Source organism: Embleya australiensis, assembly GCF_051903075.1.
In the GTDB taxonomy this organism is placed as follows: Bacteria; Actinomycetota; Actinomycetes; order Streptomycetales; family Streptomycetaceae; genus Embleya.
Window position 1 is genome coordinate 3,779,823 of record NZ_CP182422.1, and the last position, 16,526, is coordinate 3,796,348.

Genomic DNA, 16,526 nt, shown 5'->3' on the forward strand with positions numbered 1-16,526 from the left:
CCCCCAGCAGCCTATGTGGTAGGGCAGCATGGTCAGGCCGTCCCTGGCCAGTCGATCCAACAAAGCAGTTGGCTAGAGGGGATAAGATCCAGCCATGCCGCCCGACACCGCACGCACCCGAGCCAAACTTCTCGACGCCGCCCGCGCGGAGTTCGCCGAGCACGGCATCGCCGGCGCCCGCGTCGACCGCATCGCCCTGCGCGCCGGGGTGAACAAGGAGCGCATCTACGCGTACTTCGGGAACAAGGAGCAGCTCTTCCAGCACGTGCTGACGGAGTCGCTCCAGGAGCTCAACACGGTCGTCACGATGCCCAACGACGACCCGGCCGAGTACATCGCCCAGGTGTACGACTTCTACTGCGCCCGCCCGGAATTGCTCCGGCTGCTGGTGTGGGAGGCGTTGTACTACGGGCACGACCCGGTCCCGGACGAGGAGCGGCGAGTCACGAGCTACGCCGCGAAACTTCAGGAGTTCGCCGATCACCTCGGCGTGAAGCCCTCGCCCGACGTCGCCCAGCTGCTCTACTCGCTCATCGGCGTCGCCGCCTGGCAACAGACGATGCCGCAGCTGTCGCGGGTACTGCTCGGGGCCGACTCGGAGTCCGAGGAGGCCCGGGCGAACCGGCGCAAGCACCTCATCGAGTTCACGCGAGCGTCCATCGCGTCGATGAAGCAGTCATAGTGCGCACGGCCGGATGAAGGGTCCACCCTTCATCCGGCATGCCCACGAACGTGCCGTCCTTCCGGCACGCTCTCCTCGAAGGAAGGCACGGCCGGGGTAGGCCCTCCCCCCGGGCACCCCGCACGCGCGGCGGCCGGCACACCCCATGCCCCCGCCGCCCGCACACCCGGTCCCCCCGCCCTGGAGCGGCGACCGAGCCGGAACACCCCGCCGGCCGGTCCACGACACGAAGCCCTCGTGCGCGGCAACGCGCACGAGGGAATCGGCCAGGGCCGTCCCGCCCCCCGGGGCTTCACCCCGGATGAGTGGACGCTCGCCCCATCGCAACGAGGGAATCGGCCAGGGCCGTCCCGCCCCCCGGGGCTTCACCCCGGATGAGTGGACGCTCGCCCCATCGCAACGAGGGAATCGGCCAAGCTCGTCCCGCCCCCCGGGGCTTCACCCCCGCCGGGTCAGACGCCGGTCTCGGCCGGCAGCCGGCCCGACCGCACTGCGGCCAGCAGTTGTTCGTGGTCGGCCTCCGTACGATCCGCGTACCGCACCGCGAACCGCGCGAACGCGTCCTCCAGCCGGTCGTTCTTCCCGCAGTAACCGGCCAACACCTGCGGGTCCACCGAGTGGCTGTGCGCCCGGGCCAGCAGCGCGCCGGTCATCCGCGCGTAGTCGTCTATCTCGTGCGCGGCCAGCAGCGTCGCGTCGATGCTGCCCTTCATATTGCGGAACCGCCGCACCATGAAGTCGCGCCCGTCTATCGAGGTCCAGCCCAGCAGCGCGTCGGTGCCGGCCTGCATCCACTTCTGCCCGACCACCACCCGACGCCCCTCGTGCTCGACCCGGGTGGGCGGCAGATACGGCGCCAGCGCCGACGGACGGGCCTCCTTCACCTGCAGCACCAGCGGCTCGTCGCCGTTGCCCAGGAGCAGCACCACATAGGCCCGGGTACCGACGCTGCCGGTGCCGACCACCCGAAACGCCACGTCCTCCACCGCGAACCGGGCCAACAACGGCCGCCGCTCGGTGGAGAGGGTGTCCACGTAGCTCTCCAGGCCGCCCGCCACCGCACGGGCGAGGTCGTCGTCCACCTCGGTGAGCACCGGCGGATCGGGCACGAAGTGCCAGGTGCCGTCGGAGCGCCGCGCGGTCGACTTGGCCGCGAACCGCGCGCTGGTGTTGCGCCGCGCTTTCGCGGTGACCTGCGCCAGCAATCCGGACAACTCGTCCGCGTCCGCGTGCGCCACCAGCGAGTCGTCGGCGATCGCGTTCCAGGCCTGGAGCACCGGCATTTTGGCGAGCAGCGCCATCGTCTTGCGATACGACGCGGCCGCGTCGTAGGCGGCCGCGTGACACGCGTCCTCGTCGAGCCCGCCGACCCGACCCGCCACCACGAGCGAGGCCACCAGCCGCTTGAGGTCCCACTCCCACGGTCCCTGCACGGTCTCGTCGAAGTCGTTGAGGTCCATCACGAGCCGACCCTCGGCCGTACCGAACACCCCGAAGTTCGCCGCGTGCGCGTCACCGCATATCTGTGCGGTCAGCCCCGTCACCGGCTCCGCCGCCAGGTCCGCCGCCATCAACCCGGCCGCCCCGCGCAGGAACGCGAACGGCGAGGCCGCCATGCGCCCGATCCGCAACGGCACCAGGTGTTCGAGTCGCCCGACGTTGGAGCGCTCGACGCTCTCCACCACGTCCGGCCGATCCACCGCCGGCTCGAACGCCGCGTGCGCGGACCGCGAGACCCGCTCGCGCAGGCCCTTGCCCAGCGCCTTGGACGCCACATCCGACCTGTCCCGAAAACCCGGAACGATGAATTCCCGCCCCACCGAAGTCCCCGACATGTACCGATCCTCCCCGGACCCAGCCCACGACCGGCCATGCACGACACACGGCCCGACATACGAAAAGGCCCCAGGTCGATGACCTGGGGCCTTTGCTCGGTGCGCGAGGGGGGAGTTGAACCCCCACGCCCTTTCGGGCACTGGAACCTGAATCCAGCGCGTCTGCCTATTCCGCCACCCGCGCGAGCAATCAAAGATTAGCACGGGCCCGAGGCCCATTACGAATCCTTACCCGCAGCCCCCACGGCTCACACCATGAGCACCTGTATGGCCACTCAGAGCAACCAACGGTTCATCTTTCCGTACCGGGATCCCCACGACCCCCGCCTCTCCGGCATGCTTGCCCTGCACCGTACGGTGAACGGGCTTCGGCCCGGGCCACGCACACGGTCGCGGCACAACTACTGCAAGCGAGCCACCGAGGGGTCGACAGGGTGTAGGAATCCCTGTGAAAGCCAACACTCCTTACAGTGGCCACGGTAGGGAACCGCGCCCGTTTCCCACGCGTGGATACGATCAGTGAGCAGACTGTAGGACCGGACCGGCCGATCGCGTACGGAAGGAGGTGCCCGTGGGTCCCCTGAAGAAGTTCGAGCAACGGCTCGAGGGCCTGGTCAACGGCGCCTTCGCCAAGGCGTTCAAGTCCGATGTCCAGCCCGTCGAGATCGCCAGCGCCCTCAAGCGCGAGTGCGACAACAACGCGACGATCTGGAACCGAGACCGCACCATGGTCCCGAACGACTTCGTCGTCGAGCTCGGACAACACGACTATGAGCGCCTGAGCCCGTACGTGCAGCAACTCGGCGGTGAGCTGGCGACCGTGGTGCGCGACTACGCGCAACAGCAGCGCTATTCGTTCATCGGCCCCGTCGAGGTCCATTTCGAACATGCCGACGATCTGGACACGGGTCTGTACCGGGTGCGCAGTCAGGCACTCGCGGGCAGCCAGTCCCACCTGGACCAGCAGCAGCCCCCGCAGGCATCGCCCTTCCCGGGCGGGGGGCCGCAACCCGAGCAGCCGCCGCAGGGTTATGGATACGGTCGACCCGGCGGGCCACCCCCGCCCGGGGTGCCCGCACCGCCCCCCTTCGGCCCGCCCGGGACCCCGGGAACGCCGCCCCGGCCACAGCCGGGGGAGCAGGCCGGCTACGGTCAGACTCCGCCGCCGGCACCACGGCTGCGTACCTGGCTGGAGGTCAACGGGGTGCGTCACGAGCTCACCGCCCCGGTCGTGAAGTTGGGCCGCAGCACCGATGTGGAAGTTCGCGTCGACGATCCGAGCGTTTCGCGGCACCACGCCGAGATCCGCGTAGGCGCCCCGGCGTCGATCACGGACCTCGGTTCGACCAACGGGATCGTCGTCGACGGCCAGCACTGCCAACGTGCCGGCCTGCGGGACGGATCGCGCATCGTGCTCGGCAGCACCACTGTCGTGTTCCGCCAAGCCGAGGGGTGACAACGGGCGCATGTCTGAGCTGACCCTCACCGTTATGCGGTTGGGTTTCCTCGCTGTGCTGTGGTTGTTCGTGATCGTCGCCGTACAGGTGATCCGTAGCGACCTCTTCGGCACACGCGTGACCCAACGACCCACGCGGCGCAGAACCGCCGCGCCGGCCGCAGCCGGAGGAGGTGCCACTCCGCCTCCGCAGGCGCAGCCGGCCCCGCCTCCGCAGCGGCAGCAGGCCCGGCCCCGCCGCGGCCAACGCAACAACAGCCCGAGCAAACTGGTGATCACCGAAGGCTCGCTGACCGGCACGACGATAAATCTGACGGATCAGCAGATCACCATCGGCCGGGCGCACGACTCGACCATCGTGCTGGACGACGACTACGCGTCGAGTCGGCACGCCCGCATCTACCCTGCGCCCGACGGCAGCTGGGTGGTCGAAGACCTCGGGTCGACGAACGGTACCTACCTGGACCGTACGCGCCTGACCGGTCCGACCCCCGTGCCGCTCGGTGCGCCGATCCGCATCGGCAAGACCGTTATCGAGCTGCGCAGGTAGCCTGAATGAGCCTCTCTCTCCGCTTCGCCGCCGGATCCCACAAGGGCATGATCCGAGAAGGCAACGAGGACTCCGGGTATGCCGGTCCTCGCCTGCTCGCGGTCGCCGACGGCATGGGCGGGCAGGCAGCGGGCGAAGTCGCCAGCTCCGAAGTCCTGTCCACCATCGTCGAACTCGACGAGGACGTGCCCGGGGCCGACCTGCTCGACGCGCTGCGTTCGGCGGTCGATCGCGCCAACGACCGACTGCGTGTGATGGTCGACGACGATCCCCAGCTCGAGGGCATGGGGACCACGTTGACGGCGCTGTTGTGGACCGGGAGCCGACTCGGCCTCGCCCACATCGGCGACTCCCGTGCCTACCTCCTGCGCGACGGCGCCCTGGAGCAGATCACCCAGGACCACACCTGGGTGCAGCGCCTGGTCGACGAGGGTCGGATCACCGAGGAGGAGGCCGACCACCATCCGCAGCGCTCGCTGCTGATGCGCGCGCTGGACGGGCGCGGCCACGTCGAGCCGGACCTGTCGGTGCGCGAGGCCCGGCCCGGCGATCGCTACCTGATCTGCAGCGACGGCCTGTCGGGGGTGGTCAGCCGGGAGACGATGGAGACCACCCTCCTCACCTACGGCAATCCCAACGACGCGGTCCAGGAGCTGATCCAGCTCGCGCTGCGCGGCGGCGGTCCGGACAACATCACCTGCATCGTCGCGGACGTGGTCGACCCCTCCGACCAGCCCTCCGACAGCCCGATCGTGGTGGGAGCGGTCGCGGCCGTGGTGGACGACACCACGACGCTGCCGACCACCCCGGCCTCCCGGGCCCGGGAGCTGACCGCCGGCGAGTACGAGACCGAGGCCCTGGTCTCCGAGCCGGGCAGCCGGCGCAAGCCCAAGCCCAAGTCCACCCTGCGCAAGACGCTGCCCATCTGGGGCGGCGTCGCGGTGCTGGTGGCGGCGCTCGGCGGCGCCTACTACTGGACCCAGACGCAATACTTCGTGGCCGACAAAGGAGACCACGTAGCGATCTACCGGGGGATCGACTCGAAGATCCTGGGCATCAACCTCGCGAGCACGTACCAGAGTTACGACGAGGTGAAGCTGTCCCTGATCGGTCAGCCCAATCGGGACGCGGTCAACAGCACGCTCGACGCGACGAGCCTGAGCGACGCACGGCACACCATCGACCGGCTCAAGCGCCAGGCCGACGTGTGTCGCAGGTCGTACTCGGCGCAGGACATGAAGAAGACCGAGACTCCCGGCAACCCCGGCGCCCAGCCGGCGGGCAGCGTGGACGCGTTCCCCCAGCAGGTCCAGGGCCTCCCGGGGGCGGCACAGACCAACCTGCCGGCCGCCAAGCACACCTCGACCACGGCCTCGCGCAGCAACCGCAGTTCGACCGCGCCGCCCACCGAGCCGGGTGGCCGGGGCAAGGGCGGCACGACCATGAGCCCGAGTGCCCCGGCGAGTTCGGCGCCACCGAGTACGACACCACCGGCGGCGACACCGGAGGCACCCGGGGCGGGGCTGAGCGCCGAAGAGGCCGAGCTGGCCAAGCAGTGTTATCCGCGACCGGCCGGAACCGCCGGAACGAACTGAGGGGAGCGCCGTGAGCAACACGACGATCACCCCCCAAGCCGCACCGAATCGCCGCAACACCGAGTTGATGATGCTCGGATTCGCGGTCCTGGTGCCGATGCTGGCCTACGCCAACGTGGGACTGGCGGGGGACGGGTCACTGCCCATGGGCAGCCTGATCAAGTACGGCTTCGGCCTCGGCGTCTTCGCGGGAATCGCGCACCTGCTGGTCCGCAAGTTCGCGCCGTACGCCGACCCGCTGCTGCTGCCGTTGGCCACGTTCCTCAACGGCATGGGCCTGATGTTCATCAATCGGCTCGACCTGGACATCGTCAAGGGCATCGGTCTGGGCGGCAGGCACGGCACCGCGGCGGCCGGCTCGCAGCTGATGTACTCGGCGATCGGCATCGGGCTGTTCGTGGGCATCGTGGTGCTCCTGAAGGACCACCGGCTGCTCCAGCGCTACACGTACACGTTCATGGCGCTCGCGCTGGTCCTGCTCGTGTCGCCGATCCCGTTCCCGGGCGACATGTACGGCGCGAAGATCTGGATCCGGCTGGGCCCGTTCAACTTCCAGCCCGGCGAGTTCACCAAGATCGTGCTGACGATCTTCTTCGCCGGTTACCTGATGGCCAAGCGCGACGCGCTCGCGCTGGCCAGCCGCAAGGTGATGGGGCTGTACTTCCCGCGCGGTCGGGACATGGGCCCGATCGTGGTGGTCTGGCTGCTGAGCATCCTGATCCTGGTGTTCGAGCGCGACCTCGGCACCTCGCTGCTGTTCTTCGGCCTGTTCGTGGTCATGCTCTACGTGGCCACCGAGCGCACGAGTTGGCTGCTGTTCGGTCTGTTCATGGCGGTCGGCGGCGCGGTCGTGGTCGGCACGCTCGAACCGCACGTGCACGACCGTGTGGCGGCCTGGCTGGATCCGCTGGCCGCCTACAACGGCAGCGGATCGGTGCAGTCCGAGCAGCTGGCCCAGGCCCTGTTCGGCTACGGCACCGGCGGCCTGCTCGGCACCGGCCTCAACCAGGGCCACCCGACCGAGATCGGCTTCGCCGCGCGCAGCGACTTCATCCTGACCACGGTCGGCGAGGAGTTGGGCCTGGCCGGGATGATGGCCATCTTCATGGTGTACGCGCTGCTGATCGAGCGTGGTCTGCGTACCTCGCTCGCCGCGCGCGACCCGTTCGGCAAGCTGCTCGCGGCCGGCCTGTCGGTCACCATCGCGCTCCAGGTCTTCGTGGTCGCGGGCGGCGTCACCGGCCTGATCCCGCTCACCGGTATGACGATGCCGTTCCTGGCCCAGGGCGGTTCGTCCGTGATCACCAACTGGGCGCTGGTGGCGATCCTGATCCGAATCAGCGACACCGCCCGCCGCCCCGCGCCGCCCGCCGGGACCTTCGACCCGGGCGCGGGAGTGGCCCCCCGGCGCGGCTCGCACGCCTCCGGCCGCGACGGCACACCGTCCGGCGGCACCACCCCGCCGCCGAACGCGACGCCCGCCGACGGTTCGTCCGCTCCCGATCCCGAGGCGCTGACCGTGGCGGGCGGGGTGCCCAGCGCCCCCGGTACCCCGCCTCCGGGTGGCTCCGGGACGCCACCCAGACCATTCGCGCCCCCGCCGAACCCCGGCGGCGGAGCCCCGTTCGGCCCACCGGGCCAGGGCGGCTCCGGCGGGCCGAACCCGTGACCGCCGCAACGCACGTCCAGGGGAGGGAAACACCGTGAACAAGCCGTTGAGGCGGGTCTCCGTCTTCTGCCTGATCCTGGTCGCGGCACTGATGCTGCGGGCCAACTGGGTCCAGGTCGTCAAGGCCGACGACTACGCGAACAACAGCCACAACAAGCGGGCGATCTACGAGAAGTACTCGCACCCGCGCGGCGACTTCCTCGTCGAGGGCAAGCCGATCACCAGCTCGGTCAAGACCGACGACAAGCAGTACGAGTTCCTGCGCAAGTACGAGTTCGGCCCGATGTACGCGCCGGTCACCGGCTACATCTCGCCGTTCGTCGGGAGCAACCTGCTGGAGAACCTCGACGACGACATCCTCAGCGGCAAGGACAGCCGGCTGTTCGTCCGCAAGGTGCTCGACACCGTGACCAACAAGGGCACCCGGGGCGGCAACGTCGCACTGACGATCAACGCCAAGGCGCAGGAGGCCGCGTACAACGGCCTCAAGGACAAGACCGGCGCCGCAGTGGCGATCGACCCGGACACCGGCAAGGTGCTGGCGATGGTCAGCACGCCGTCCTACGACCCGAACGTACTGGCCCAGAACGACCGCAACGCGGTCGCCGAGACGTACGACCAGCTCACCCTGGACACCAACCCGAAGCGCAAGAAGCCGGACACCAAGTTCGACCCAAAGATGCCGATGGACAACCGGGCGCTGCGCTACACCTATCCGCCCGGGTCGACCTTCAAGCTGATCACCGCGGCGGCGGCGCTGTCCGAGGGCAAGGCCAAGCCGAACGAGGCGCCGGTGGTTCCGCTCAAGGGCGGTGACACGCTGTTCTACCCGTCCTCGAACCAGGGCCTGAGCGAGGCCTCGCACCCGGGCTGTGTCGGCGCCACCCTGCAGCGGGCGCTCGAACTGTCCTGCAACACCGTCTTCGCCCAACTCGGCACCGACGTCGGCGAGGCGAAGCTCAAGGAGCAGGCCGAGAAGTTCGGCTTCAACAACTTCGGCAAGGGCCTCAACGACAACCCACTCGACATCCCCATGCGGACCAAGCCCAGCGTGTTCCCGGGCAGCAACGACGGCGGGCAGCTCATGCGGGCCTCGATCGGCCAGGAGAGCGTGGCGTCCACCCCGATCGAAATGGCCATGGTCGCCGCCGCGATCGCCAACAACGGCAAGGTGATGAAGCCGTACGTGGTGGACGAGTTGCGGGCGCAGAACCTCTCGGTGCTGGAGAAGACCCAACCGCAGATGATCAGCCAGGCGGTCTCGCCCGAGGTCTCGGCACAGCTGCGGGACATGATGCAGGCCGTGGTCAAGGACGGCACCGGCAAGCCCGCCGCGATCCCGGGCGTCGAGGTCGGCGGCAAGACCGGCACCGCGCAGCAGGGGTTCAACAACGGCAAGAAGCCGTACGCATGGTTCGTCTCGTACGCCAAGGGCCCGGACGGCAAGAACGTCGCCGTCGCGGTCGTGGTGGAGCCGGACACCGAGATCGACCGCAGCGACATCGCCGGCGGGCAGCTCGCCGGCCCGATCGCCAAGGCAATCATGGAAGCCGTGGTCAAGAAGTGAGCCATGGCACACGACCACTCCACTAGTCACTCCGACCACTACTGCAATCAGATATCGACGTGCCCTCGTGGCTCGGGTGTGACGGCTCGCCGGGCCGCCGCACCGGTACCGTGTCGGAGAACGCGCCGGACCGTTGGGGCAATCGCCGCGGTGCCGGCCGGCCGAAGACCGAAGGCCGTGGACCGGTAAGGGAAGGGCTGGAAGTTATGGAAGAGCCGCGTCGCCTCGGCGACCGGTACGAGATCGGCGCGGTCCTCGGCCGTGGTGGCATGGCCGAGGTGTACATGGGCCGTGACATTCGTCTGGGACGCAGTGTGGCGGTCAAGACACTGCGCGCCGATCTCGCCCGTGACCCAACGTTCCAGGCCCGGTTCCGCCGCGAGGCGCAGTCGGCCGCCTCGTTGAACCACCCGGCGATCGTCGCGGTCTACGACACCGGCGAGGACTACATCGACGGGATCTCGATCCCGTACATCGTGATGGAGTACGTGGACGGCTCGACGCTGCGCGAGCTGCTGCACTCGGGCCGCCGGCTGCTGCCGGAACGGGCTCTGGAGATGACCGCCGGCGTGCTCCAGGCGCTGGAGTACAGCCACCGCAACGGCATCATCCACCGCGACATCAAGCCCGCGAACGTCATGCTGACGCGGCAGGGCACGGTCAAGGTGATGGACTTCGGCATCGCGCGGTCGATGGCCGACAACGGCATGACCATGACGCAGACCGCGGCCGTGATCGGCACCGCGCAGTACCTGTCCCCGGAGCAGGCCCGCGGCGAGACCGTGGACGCCCGGACCGACCTGTACTCCACCGGCTGCCTGCTCTACGAGCTGCTGACCGAACGCCCGCCGTTCATCGGCGACTCCCCGGTCGCGGTGGCCTATCAGCACGTCCGCGAGGACCCGCTGCCGCCGAGCACGTTCGACCCCGAGGTCTCGCCGACCATCGACTCGATCGTGCTCAAGTCGCTGGCGAAGAACCCGGACAACCGGTACCAGAGCGCCGACGAGATGCGGGCCGACATCGAGCGGGCGCTGCACGGCCTGCCCGTGGGCGCGCCGAGCGTGATGGCGGCGCCGATGGGGGCCGACCCGGCGACGCAGTACCTGCCGCCGACGGCGGGCGGGGCGACCCAGGTCATCCCGGCGCACGGCCAGGGTCCGGCCACGGGGCAGTACGAGCTCGACGACAACGACCGTCGTCGGGACGAGCCGAGGAAGTCCCGCGGCGGCGCCTGGATCCTGCTGGCGCTGGCCTGCATCGCGGTCCTGGTCGCCGCGTTCTTCATCGGCAAGACCCTGATGGGCGACGGCGAGGACAAGTCGGCGGCGGTGCCTCCCCTGACCGGCAGGACCCTGGAGGATGCCACCAAGGCGGTGGACAACGCCGGATTCAAGATCAAGATGAACGACGATCCGTCGCAGTGCCCCAAGGACGCCACCGGGGCCAAGGGGACCATCTGCAAGCAGACCCCGGCGGCCGGGGAGAGCGCCAAGAAGGGCGACACCATCCAGGTCTGGGCCTTCGGCGGCCCGAAGAAGACCACCGTCCCGCCGGGCCTCAAGGGCGCCACCGAGGAGGAGGCGACCAAGAAGCTCAAGGACGCCGGCCTGGTGGCCGACCCCGTGCGCAGCCAGACGCTGAACAACTGCACTCGGGACACCGTCTGCTCGACCAGCCCCGACGCGGGCGCCGAACTGAGCGTGGGCGAGAAGGTCACGCTGAACATCTTCACCGGCAAGACCCAGGTGCAGGTGCCGCAGGTGGCCGGCCTCAGCTACGACGACGCCAAGGCCAAGCTGGAGAACCTCGGGTTCAGGGTCACCAAGTCCCCCGACCAGTACACGACGGAGAAGCCGGCCGGCCAGGTGTTCAAGCAGAGCGAGACCGCGGGCTCGAAGATCAACGAGGGCGGCACCATCAACCTCACCGTCTCCAAGGGCCCGACCCCGGCCACCACGGCCCCCCCGGCCACGGGCACCCCGGGCGGCAACACGGGCTCCAGCAGCCCGCCCCCGACCGGCGGCAACAACCAGGGCAACGGCGGCGGCAACCCGGTGTTGGGCGGCGACCTGAGGGGCGGCCACGGCAACTGGCCGAACTGACCCGAAGGCACCCTGAACCGAGGCCCCGAGAGCCGATCCTCCCGGGGCCTCGGCCTTTTCCTGCCGACGCACAGGGGGGCGTGGACGCGGGGCTTGGGCAGGAGCTACCTCCGGAGACCCTCGGTTGTGTCCACGACGGCGAACAAGGCGCCCAGGACCGGTATTACGGCGTCGCTCGGCTCGCTTTCGGCGAACTCGATCGGCGCCGCGGCGCACGATCGTCGGCGGTACCCAACCGTGACGACACCCTCCCGGCGCCCCGCACCCGCCCCGCGGTCAGCGGCGTAGGGCCGCCGGCTTTGTATCGCCCTGTTTCGGGTCGGTCGTGGTGAGTTCGCCCCAGTAGATCATGCGGTTCTTGGAGGTGAACTCCGGATCGCACGTGGTCAGGGTGATCAGGCTGCGCCCGGTCGGGCCGCCCAGGTCCGGGGGTCGGGCGGTGAGGACCGAGCCGTTGGAGGGCTTGGTGATGAACGGGCCCTTGACGATCGTGTACGTGAACCACTGGGTCTTGGTCTCGACCACGACCTTGTCGCCCGCCCGCAGGTTGTTCAGGTGGCGAAACGGCTCGCCGTGTCCGTTGCGGTGGCCGGCGAGGCCGAAGTTGCCGGCGCCGCCGGGGCCGACGTAGGGCGGGTACGTGTAGTGGCCGACGCCCTTCGAGAGTGAGGCCAGGCTCGACCCCTCGATGATCGGCTGGTACCAGCCCGAGCCGAGTCTGGGGATCCACAGGATGGCCAGCGTCTCGCCGCGGATGGTGTGCGAACCCACCACCTTCTGGCCGTCCTTGCCGCCGTCCACGCTCACGTCGGTGGGGCCGCTGAGGACGTCGGTGGGCGGCTGCGCGGCGGGCGGTTCGGTGCTCTCGGGGCCCTCGGTGCCCTGTCTGGCCCAGTCCCTGCGCAGCTGGTCCACCTCGCTGCGGGCCTCGGCCCGGGCCTCGAAGTTGGTCCAGTAGAGCTGGTGCACACACAGCAGCAGACCGACCAGGCCCAGGGTCAGGAGGAGTTCCGCCCCGACGCGAATGGTTTTGCGTACAGCGCCCATGGGTCGACAGCTTGGCACAGACAAGAAGTTCGGTCAGGACCCGGAGACCGGAATGTGATGCGCCGTCACTTCGCCCCGGCCAGCAGCGCGTCCGGTTTGCCCTGGGAACGCGGCCGCTCCTCCTCCAGGTGGCCCCAGACGATCAGGCGATACGTCGAGGCGCCGTCCGGCGTGCACGTGGTCAGCGTGATGTAGCGGCCGGGCTTGGTGTACGGCCCCTTGTCGGGGATCGGATCGATCACCTGGATGTGCGACGGCGAGGTCTGCGGCAGGTCCGCGTCGACGGTGTACGTGAAGTACGTGGTCGCGGTCTCCACGACCACCTTGTCGCCGGGCTTGAGCTTGTTGATGTAGCGGAACGGCTCGCCGTGCCCGTTGCGGTGCGCGGCCACCGCGAAGTTGCCCTGGACGTCCCACGGCATCGCCGTCTTCGGGTCGGTGTAGTGGCCCACCAGGCCGTTGTTGAGCACCTTGCCCCGGTCGGTGCCCTCCGCTATCGCCTGCTTCTCCATCCCGATCCGGGGGATGTACAGCAGCGCGAACCCCTTGTTCGGGGCGATGTACTGGCCGGGGTTGCGCGGGTCGACCACCTGGCCGGGCGTGTTGTTCCAGCTCTGCTGTATGTCGTGCGCCTCGTTCCGGGCCTTCTCCGCCGCCACGATGTTCGTCCACCAGGTCAGGTACACCACGTACAGGACCAGGAGTACGCCCACCGTCATCGCGAGTTCGCCCACGAGGCGGGCGCCGGCGGTCAGTATCCGCGCGCCCGTCGACGGCTTGGCCGCCCGCCGCCGGGCCGCTCGTCCGGCGCCCTCGGCCGGCTCCGGGCGCGCGGGCGGACGGGAACCGCCCCGGCCGACCTTCTTGCGCTGCGCCTTGCGCCGCTCCGCCCGCCCGCCGGGTACGACCGCGCCGCCGTCCGCCGCGCTCGGCGTCGGTGTCGACCGCGGAACAGCCTCCGGAGCGGGCGCGTACGCCGGGTCGAGCACCGGATCGGCGCCCACCACCCCCGCGTCGGCCCGAAACCACGCATCCATCGCGTCGGACGCGTCCACGGCGTCCGCCGCGCCCACCACGTCCGGCGCACCCGGCAGCGCCCGAGGCGCCTCCACCATCGCTGCCGGCGGCATGTGGACCGCCGTCTGCTCGACCGACTCGGCCCGCTGCCGCTGCGCGGCCCGCCGCCGGGCCGCGCGCCCGCCCGGAACCGGATCCGAAACGGCCGGAAGGGCCGCTGTGGGCGGTGCCGTGAAGCCGGGGTCGACCAGGTCCCGCGCATAGTCCTCGGGCGCATACGGGGCCTGCCCACCCGCTCCGTGCCGCCCGCCACCCGCCCCGTGCCGTCCGCCCCCGCCCAAGGCGTGGGAACCGCCCGGCCCATCCGAGCCGCCCTCACCCGACCCGTACGGGACACCCCCCGGCCCGTAGGGCCCGGCCTCGGCCGCCCCGTACCCGCCGTCGGGTATCGACCCCTCGGTCAGGCCGGGAGCGGCGTGCGCCCGACGACGGGTGCCAGACCCGCCGACCGGTCCGGCGCCGTCGGATCCCCGCAGCTCACCAGCCAGTTCGCCAGCATCCGGTGGCCGTACTCCGTCAGCACCGACTCCGGGTGGAACTGCACGCCTTCGACCGGTCGGTCGCGGTGCCGCAGGCCCATGATCACGCCGGTCCCGGTCCATGCGGTCACCTCCAGTTCGGCCGGAATCGTGTCCGGATCCACCGCGAGCGAGTGATAGCGCGTCGCGGTGAACGGCGACGGCAGGCCGGCGAAGACGCCCGCCCCCTCATGCACCACAGGGCTGGTCTTGCCGTGGAGAAGCTCGGGCGCCCGGCCAACGGTAGCGCCGTGCGCCGCCGCGATGGACTGCATCCCCAGGCACACCCCGAAGACGGGCACCCGGCCGCCCTCGCGGCGCACCATCTCCATGCAGATCCCGGCGCCCTCGGGCGTACCGGGTCCCGGGGACAGCAGTACGCCGTCGAATTCCTCGGCCTCCTCGACCGTCACCGCGTCGTTGCGCCGCACCTCGCAGGTCGCGCCGAGTTGGTAGAGGTACTGCACGAGGTTGAAGACGAAGCTGTCGTAGTTGTCCACGACGAGAATGCGCGCGCTCATCCCGGCAGTCCTCCCGGCAGTGAAGAGGGTGACCCGGACGACCCCGAGGTCGCACCCGCCGGAAGCGGTACGCCGCCAGGCCCGGTGGTGTTCGTCACGTTGTCCTGATCGACCGTCACATCGCTGAACGGCAGCAGGGGTTCGGCCCACGGGAAGACCCACGTGAACAGCGCGTACACGATGGCCAGCACCAGGACCAGGGAGAGCAGGAGCTTCACCCACACGTTCCCCGGCAGGGTGCGCCAGATCCAGCCGTACATCAGGCCCAGGCCCTCTCTCGCTCGCCGCCCGCGCGGCCCGACTCGCTCATCCCCGCCCCGCTCATCCCTGCAACGCCGCCGGTCGACCGGACGACAGCGGGGTCCGCGATTCCAGGTGGCCCCAGACGATCAACCGGTGCGTGCTGCCGAACTCGGGTTCGCAGGTGGTCAGGGTGATGTATTTCCCGGGCGCCGTATAGGCCTTCGCCGGCACCGGGTCGAGCACGTGCACATCCTCGGGAACGGTCTTCAGGACCGCCTTGTCCCCGGGAAGGCTGACCGGCTTGTCGATCGAGTAGACGAACCACTCGGTGATGCCCTCGATCACGACCTTGTCGCCCACCTGCAGCTTGGGCACGTTCAGGAACGGGTCACCGTAGGTCTTGCGGTGCCCGGCGATGGCGAAGTTGCCGTCCTGACCCGCCTGCGCGCTGCCCTTGTACCAACCCAGGCCCTTTTGCAGTTCCTTGGGCGTGACCCCGGGCCGGATCGTCTTGTACCAGCCGTCACCGAAACGGGGGATGTACATGGTCCCGAACGGCTCACCGTCCTCGTACGGGGCCTGCGCCGCGGGTGCCTGGGCGACCGGCACGTCCTTGGGCACACTCGCCCCGATCCGCTTGCGGGCCTCGTCGAGCTTGTGCATCTCGTCGGCCCGCGCACGATCGGCCAGCACGCCGGTCCAGTAGAGCTGATAGACGACGAACAAGAGGATGACGACGCCCAGTGTGATGAAGACCTCCCCGAGGCCTCGCATCGTGGTCCGCAACACTGTCGTCAGACTCCCCTCGATTCACCGCTGCCGATCACGTCCCGGAGACTTTCGCATACTCCAGGCCCAGCGGGCCCGTATACCCCGGCGCATCGATGCGCTTGCGGTCCTCGACCTTCCACCCGAGGCCGAACGCCTCGACGTAGTCGGTGTAGTTGGACACGCTCTTGCTCTGATCCAGGGCGCGCCGCAGGGCGCCGATGTCGCCGACCGCCGAGATCACGTACGGGGGCGAGTACACCCGGCCGTGCAGGATCAGCGTGTTGCCGACGCAGCGCACCGCGGACGTGGCCACGATCCGCTGGTCCATGATCTGGATCGCCCGCGCGCCGCCGTTCCACAGCGCGTTCACCACGCCCTGGATGTCCTGCTGGTGCACCACGAGGTCGTCGGCGGTGGGCTCGCGCACGCCGGGTACGCGCGACTTGGCGTCCGGCGGGGCGTCGGTCAGGGTGACCGTCAGGCCCTCGCCGGAGACGGGTGTGACCCCGGCCGGGTCCGCGACGGCGTCGATGCGACCGCGCGCCTGAGGGTCGTTGGCCTGCTCCTGGACCAGCCCGTCCACGTCCCGCTGCAGCTTGGACAGGTCCTGCTGGGCGCTCTCGTTGCGCCGACCCTGGTCCCGGATCACGTCGGAGAGTTTGAGCATCTGCGCGTCGCTGCGCAGATTGGTGCCGTGGGAGGTGTCGGCGCTGATCCAGAAGAGCAGACCGGCCAGGGCGAACACCACAAGTGCGGACAATCGGGGTACGATCGCACGCCAGGACATCCCGGACGGCCGCATGGCGAAGATACGCACGTCGCCGTACCCTCCTTCCGGACCTGACAGCGACTACGCTAACCGACACATCACCGGATCGTGTCGCGTGTGC

13 protein-coding genes, 1 tRNA gene and 1 pseudogene are annotated in these 16,526 nt (G+C 69.7%); 7 read left to right on the forward strand and 8 right to left on the reverse strand.

All coding sequences use genetic code 11. The features are described 5' to 3' along the window. Window positions 1-94 precede the first annotated feature (94 nt). Entirely contained in the window at window positions 95-682 is a 588-nt protein-coding gene (locus ACMXN5_RS16155; RefSeq protein ID WP_439675866.1) for a TetR/AcrR family transcriptional regulator, read from the forward strand. Between the two features lie 452 nt (window positions 683-1,134). On the opposite strand, the gene ACMXN5_RS16160 is transcribed toward ACMXN5_RS16155, so the two are convergent. Both ACMXN5_RS16160 and ACMXN5_RS16165 read right to left on the reverse strand, forming a co-directional pair. Then, complete coding sequence (locus tag ACMXN5_RS16160; RefSeq protein WP_395795774.1) at window positions 1,135-2,517, reverse strand: DUF2252 domain-containing protein; 1,383 nt, start codon at window positions 2,515-2,517, stop codon at window positions 1,135-1,137. 100 nt (window positions 2,518-2,617) lie between these two features. Further along, window positions 2,618-2,701, reverse strand: a tRNA-Leu gene (locus ACMXN5_RS16165). 387 nt (window positions 2,702-3,088) lie between these two features. Here ACMXN5_RS16165 and ACMXN5_RS16170 point away from each other — a divergent pair. From ACMXN5_RS16170 to pknB, 6 genes and pseudogenes are all read left to right on the forward strand, one after another. Then, the gene (locus ACMXN5_RS16170; protein ID WP_126640227.1) at window positions 3,089-3,973 is read left to right on the forward strand and encodes an FhaA domain-containing protein; all 885 of its coding nucleotides are present in this window, start codon (window positions 3,089-3,091) and stop codon (window positions 3,971-3,973) included. A 10-nt stretch (window positions 3,974-3,983) separates the two neighbouring features. Continuing rightward, window positions 3,984-4,523 (forward strand): FHA domain-containing protein FhaB/FipA, encoded by a 540-nt coding sequence (locus ACMXN5_RS16175; protein WP_078976335.1) that lies wholly within the window; start codon window positions 3,984-3,986, stop codon window positions 4,521-4,523. A gap of 5 nt (window positions 4,524-4,528) precedes the next feature. Beyond that, window positions 4,529-6,118, forward strand: coding sequence for a PP2C family protein-serine/threonine phosphatase (locus ACMXN5_RS16180; protein WP_439675867.1), 1,590 nt, complete (start codon window positions 4,529-4,531; stop codon window positions 6,116-6,118). Continuing rightward, window positions 6,084-7,502 (forward strand): annotated as a pseudogene (locus tag ACMXN5_RS16185) (FtsW/RodA/SpoVE family cell cycle protein); the annotation flags it as partial. The gene ACMXN5_RS16180 and the pseudogene ACMXN5_RS16185, both read left to right, overlap by 35 nt. Window positions 7,503-7,821: 319 nt before the next feature. Continuing rightward, the gene (locus tag ACMXN5_RS16190; RefSeq protein WP_439675868.1) at window positions 7,822-9,354 is read left to right on the forward strand and encodes a peptidoglycan D,D-transpeptidase FtsI family protein; all 1,533 of its coding nucleotides are present in this window, start codon (window positions 7,822-7,824) and stop codon (window positions 9,352-9,354) included. A 206-nt stretch (window positions 9,355-9,560) separates the two neighbouring features. Continuing rightward, complete coding sequence (gene pknB / locus ACMXN5_RS16195; RefSeq protein WP_439675870.1) at window positions 9,561-11,459, forward strand: Stk1 family PASTA domain-containing Ser/Thr kinase; 1,899 nt, start codon at window positions 9,561-9,563, stop codon at window positions 11,457-11,459. 276 nt (window positions 11,460-11,735) lie between these two features. On the opposite strand, the gene ACMXN5_RS16200 is transcribed toward pknB, so the two are convergent. From ACMXN5_RS16200 to ACMXN5_RS16225, 6 genes are all read right to left on the reverse strand, one after another. Then, window positions 11,736-12,506 (reverse strand): class E sortase, encoded by a 771-nt coding sequence (locus ACMXN5_RS16200; RefSeq protein WP_439675872.1) that lies wholly within the window; start codon window positions 12,504-12,506, stop codon window positions 11,736-11,738. A 65-nt stretch (window positions 12,507-12,571) separates the two neighbouring features. Next, window positions 12,572-13,636 (reverse strand): class E sortase, encoded by a 1,065-nt coding sequence (locus ACMXN5_RS16205; protein WP_439675873.1) that lies wholly within the window; start codon window positions 13,634-13,636, stop codon window positions 12,572-12,574. Window positions 13,637-13,983: 347 nt separating this feature from the next. Beyond that, window positions 13,984-14,622 carry an aminodeoxychorismate/anthranilate synthase component II gene (locus ACMXN5_RS16210; RefSeq protein WP_126640238.1) on the reverse strand — a complete coding sequence of 213 codons (639 nt, stop codon included), beginning with the start codon at window positions 14,620-14,622 and terminating at the stop codon, window positions 13,984-13,986. Next, window positions 14,619-14,882 (reverse strand): hypothetical protein, encoded by a 264-nt coding sequence (locus ACMXN5_RS16215; protein ID WP_395795890.1) that lies wholly within the window; start codon window positions 14,880-14,882, stop codon window positions 14,619-14,621. Before ACMXN5_RS16215 ends, ACMXN5_RS16210 begins: the two co-directional genes overlap by 4 nt. 61 nt (window positions 14,883-14,943) lie before the next feature. Further along, on the reverse strand, window positions 14,944-15,639 hold the full coding sequence (locus ACMXN5_RS16220; protein ID WP_395795783.1) for a class E sortase: 696 nt from the start codon (window positions 15,637-15,639) through the stop codon (window positions 14,944-14,946). A 49-nt stretch (window positions 15,640-15,688) separates the two neighbouring features. After that, window positions 15,689-16,438, reverse strand: a complete 750-nt coding sequence (locus ACMXN5_RS16225; RefSeq protein ID WP_126640326.1) for a DUF881 domain-containing protein — start codon at window positions 16,436-16,438, stop codon at window positions 15,689-15,691. Window positions 16,439-16,526: the final 88 nt, after the last annotated feature.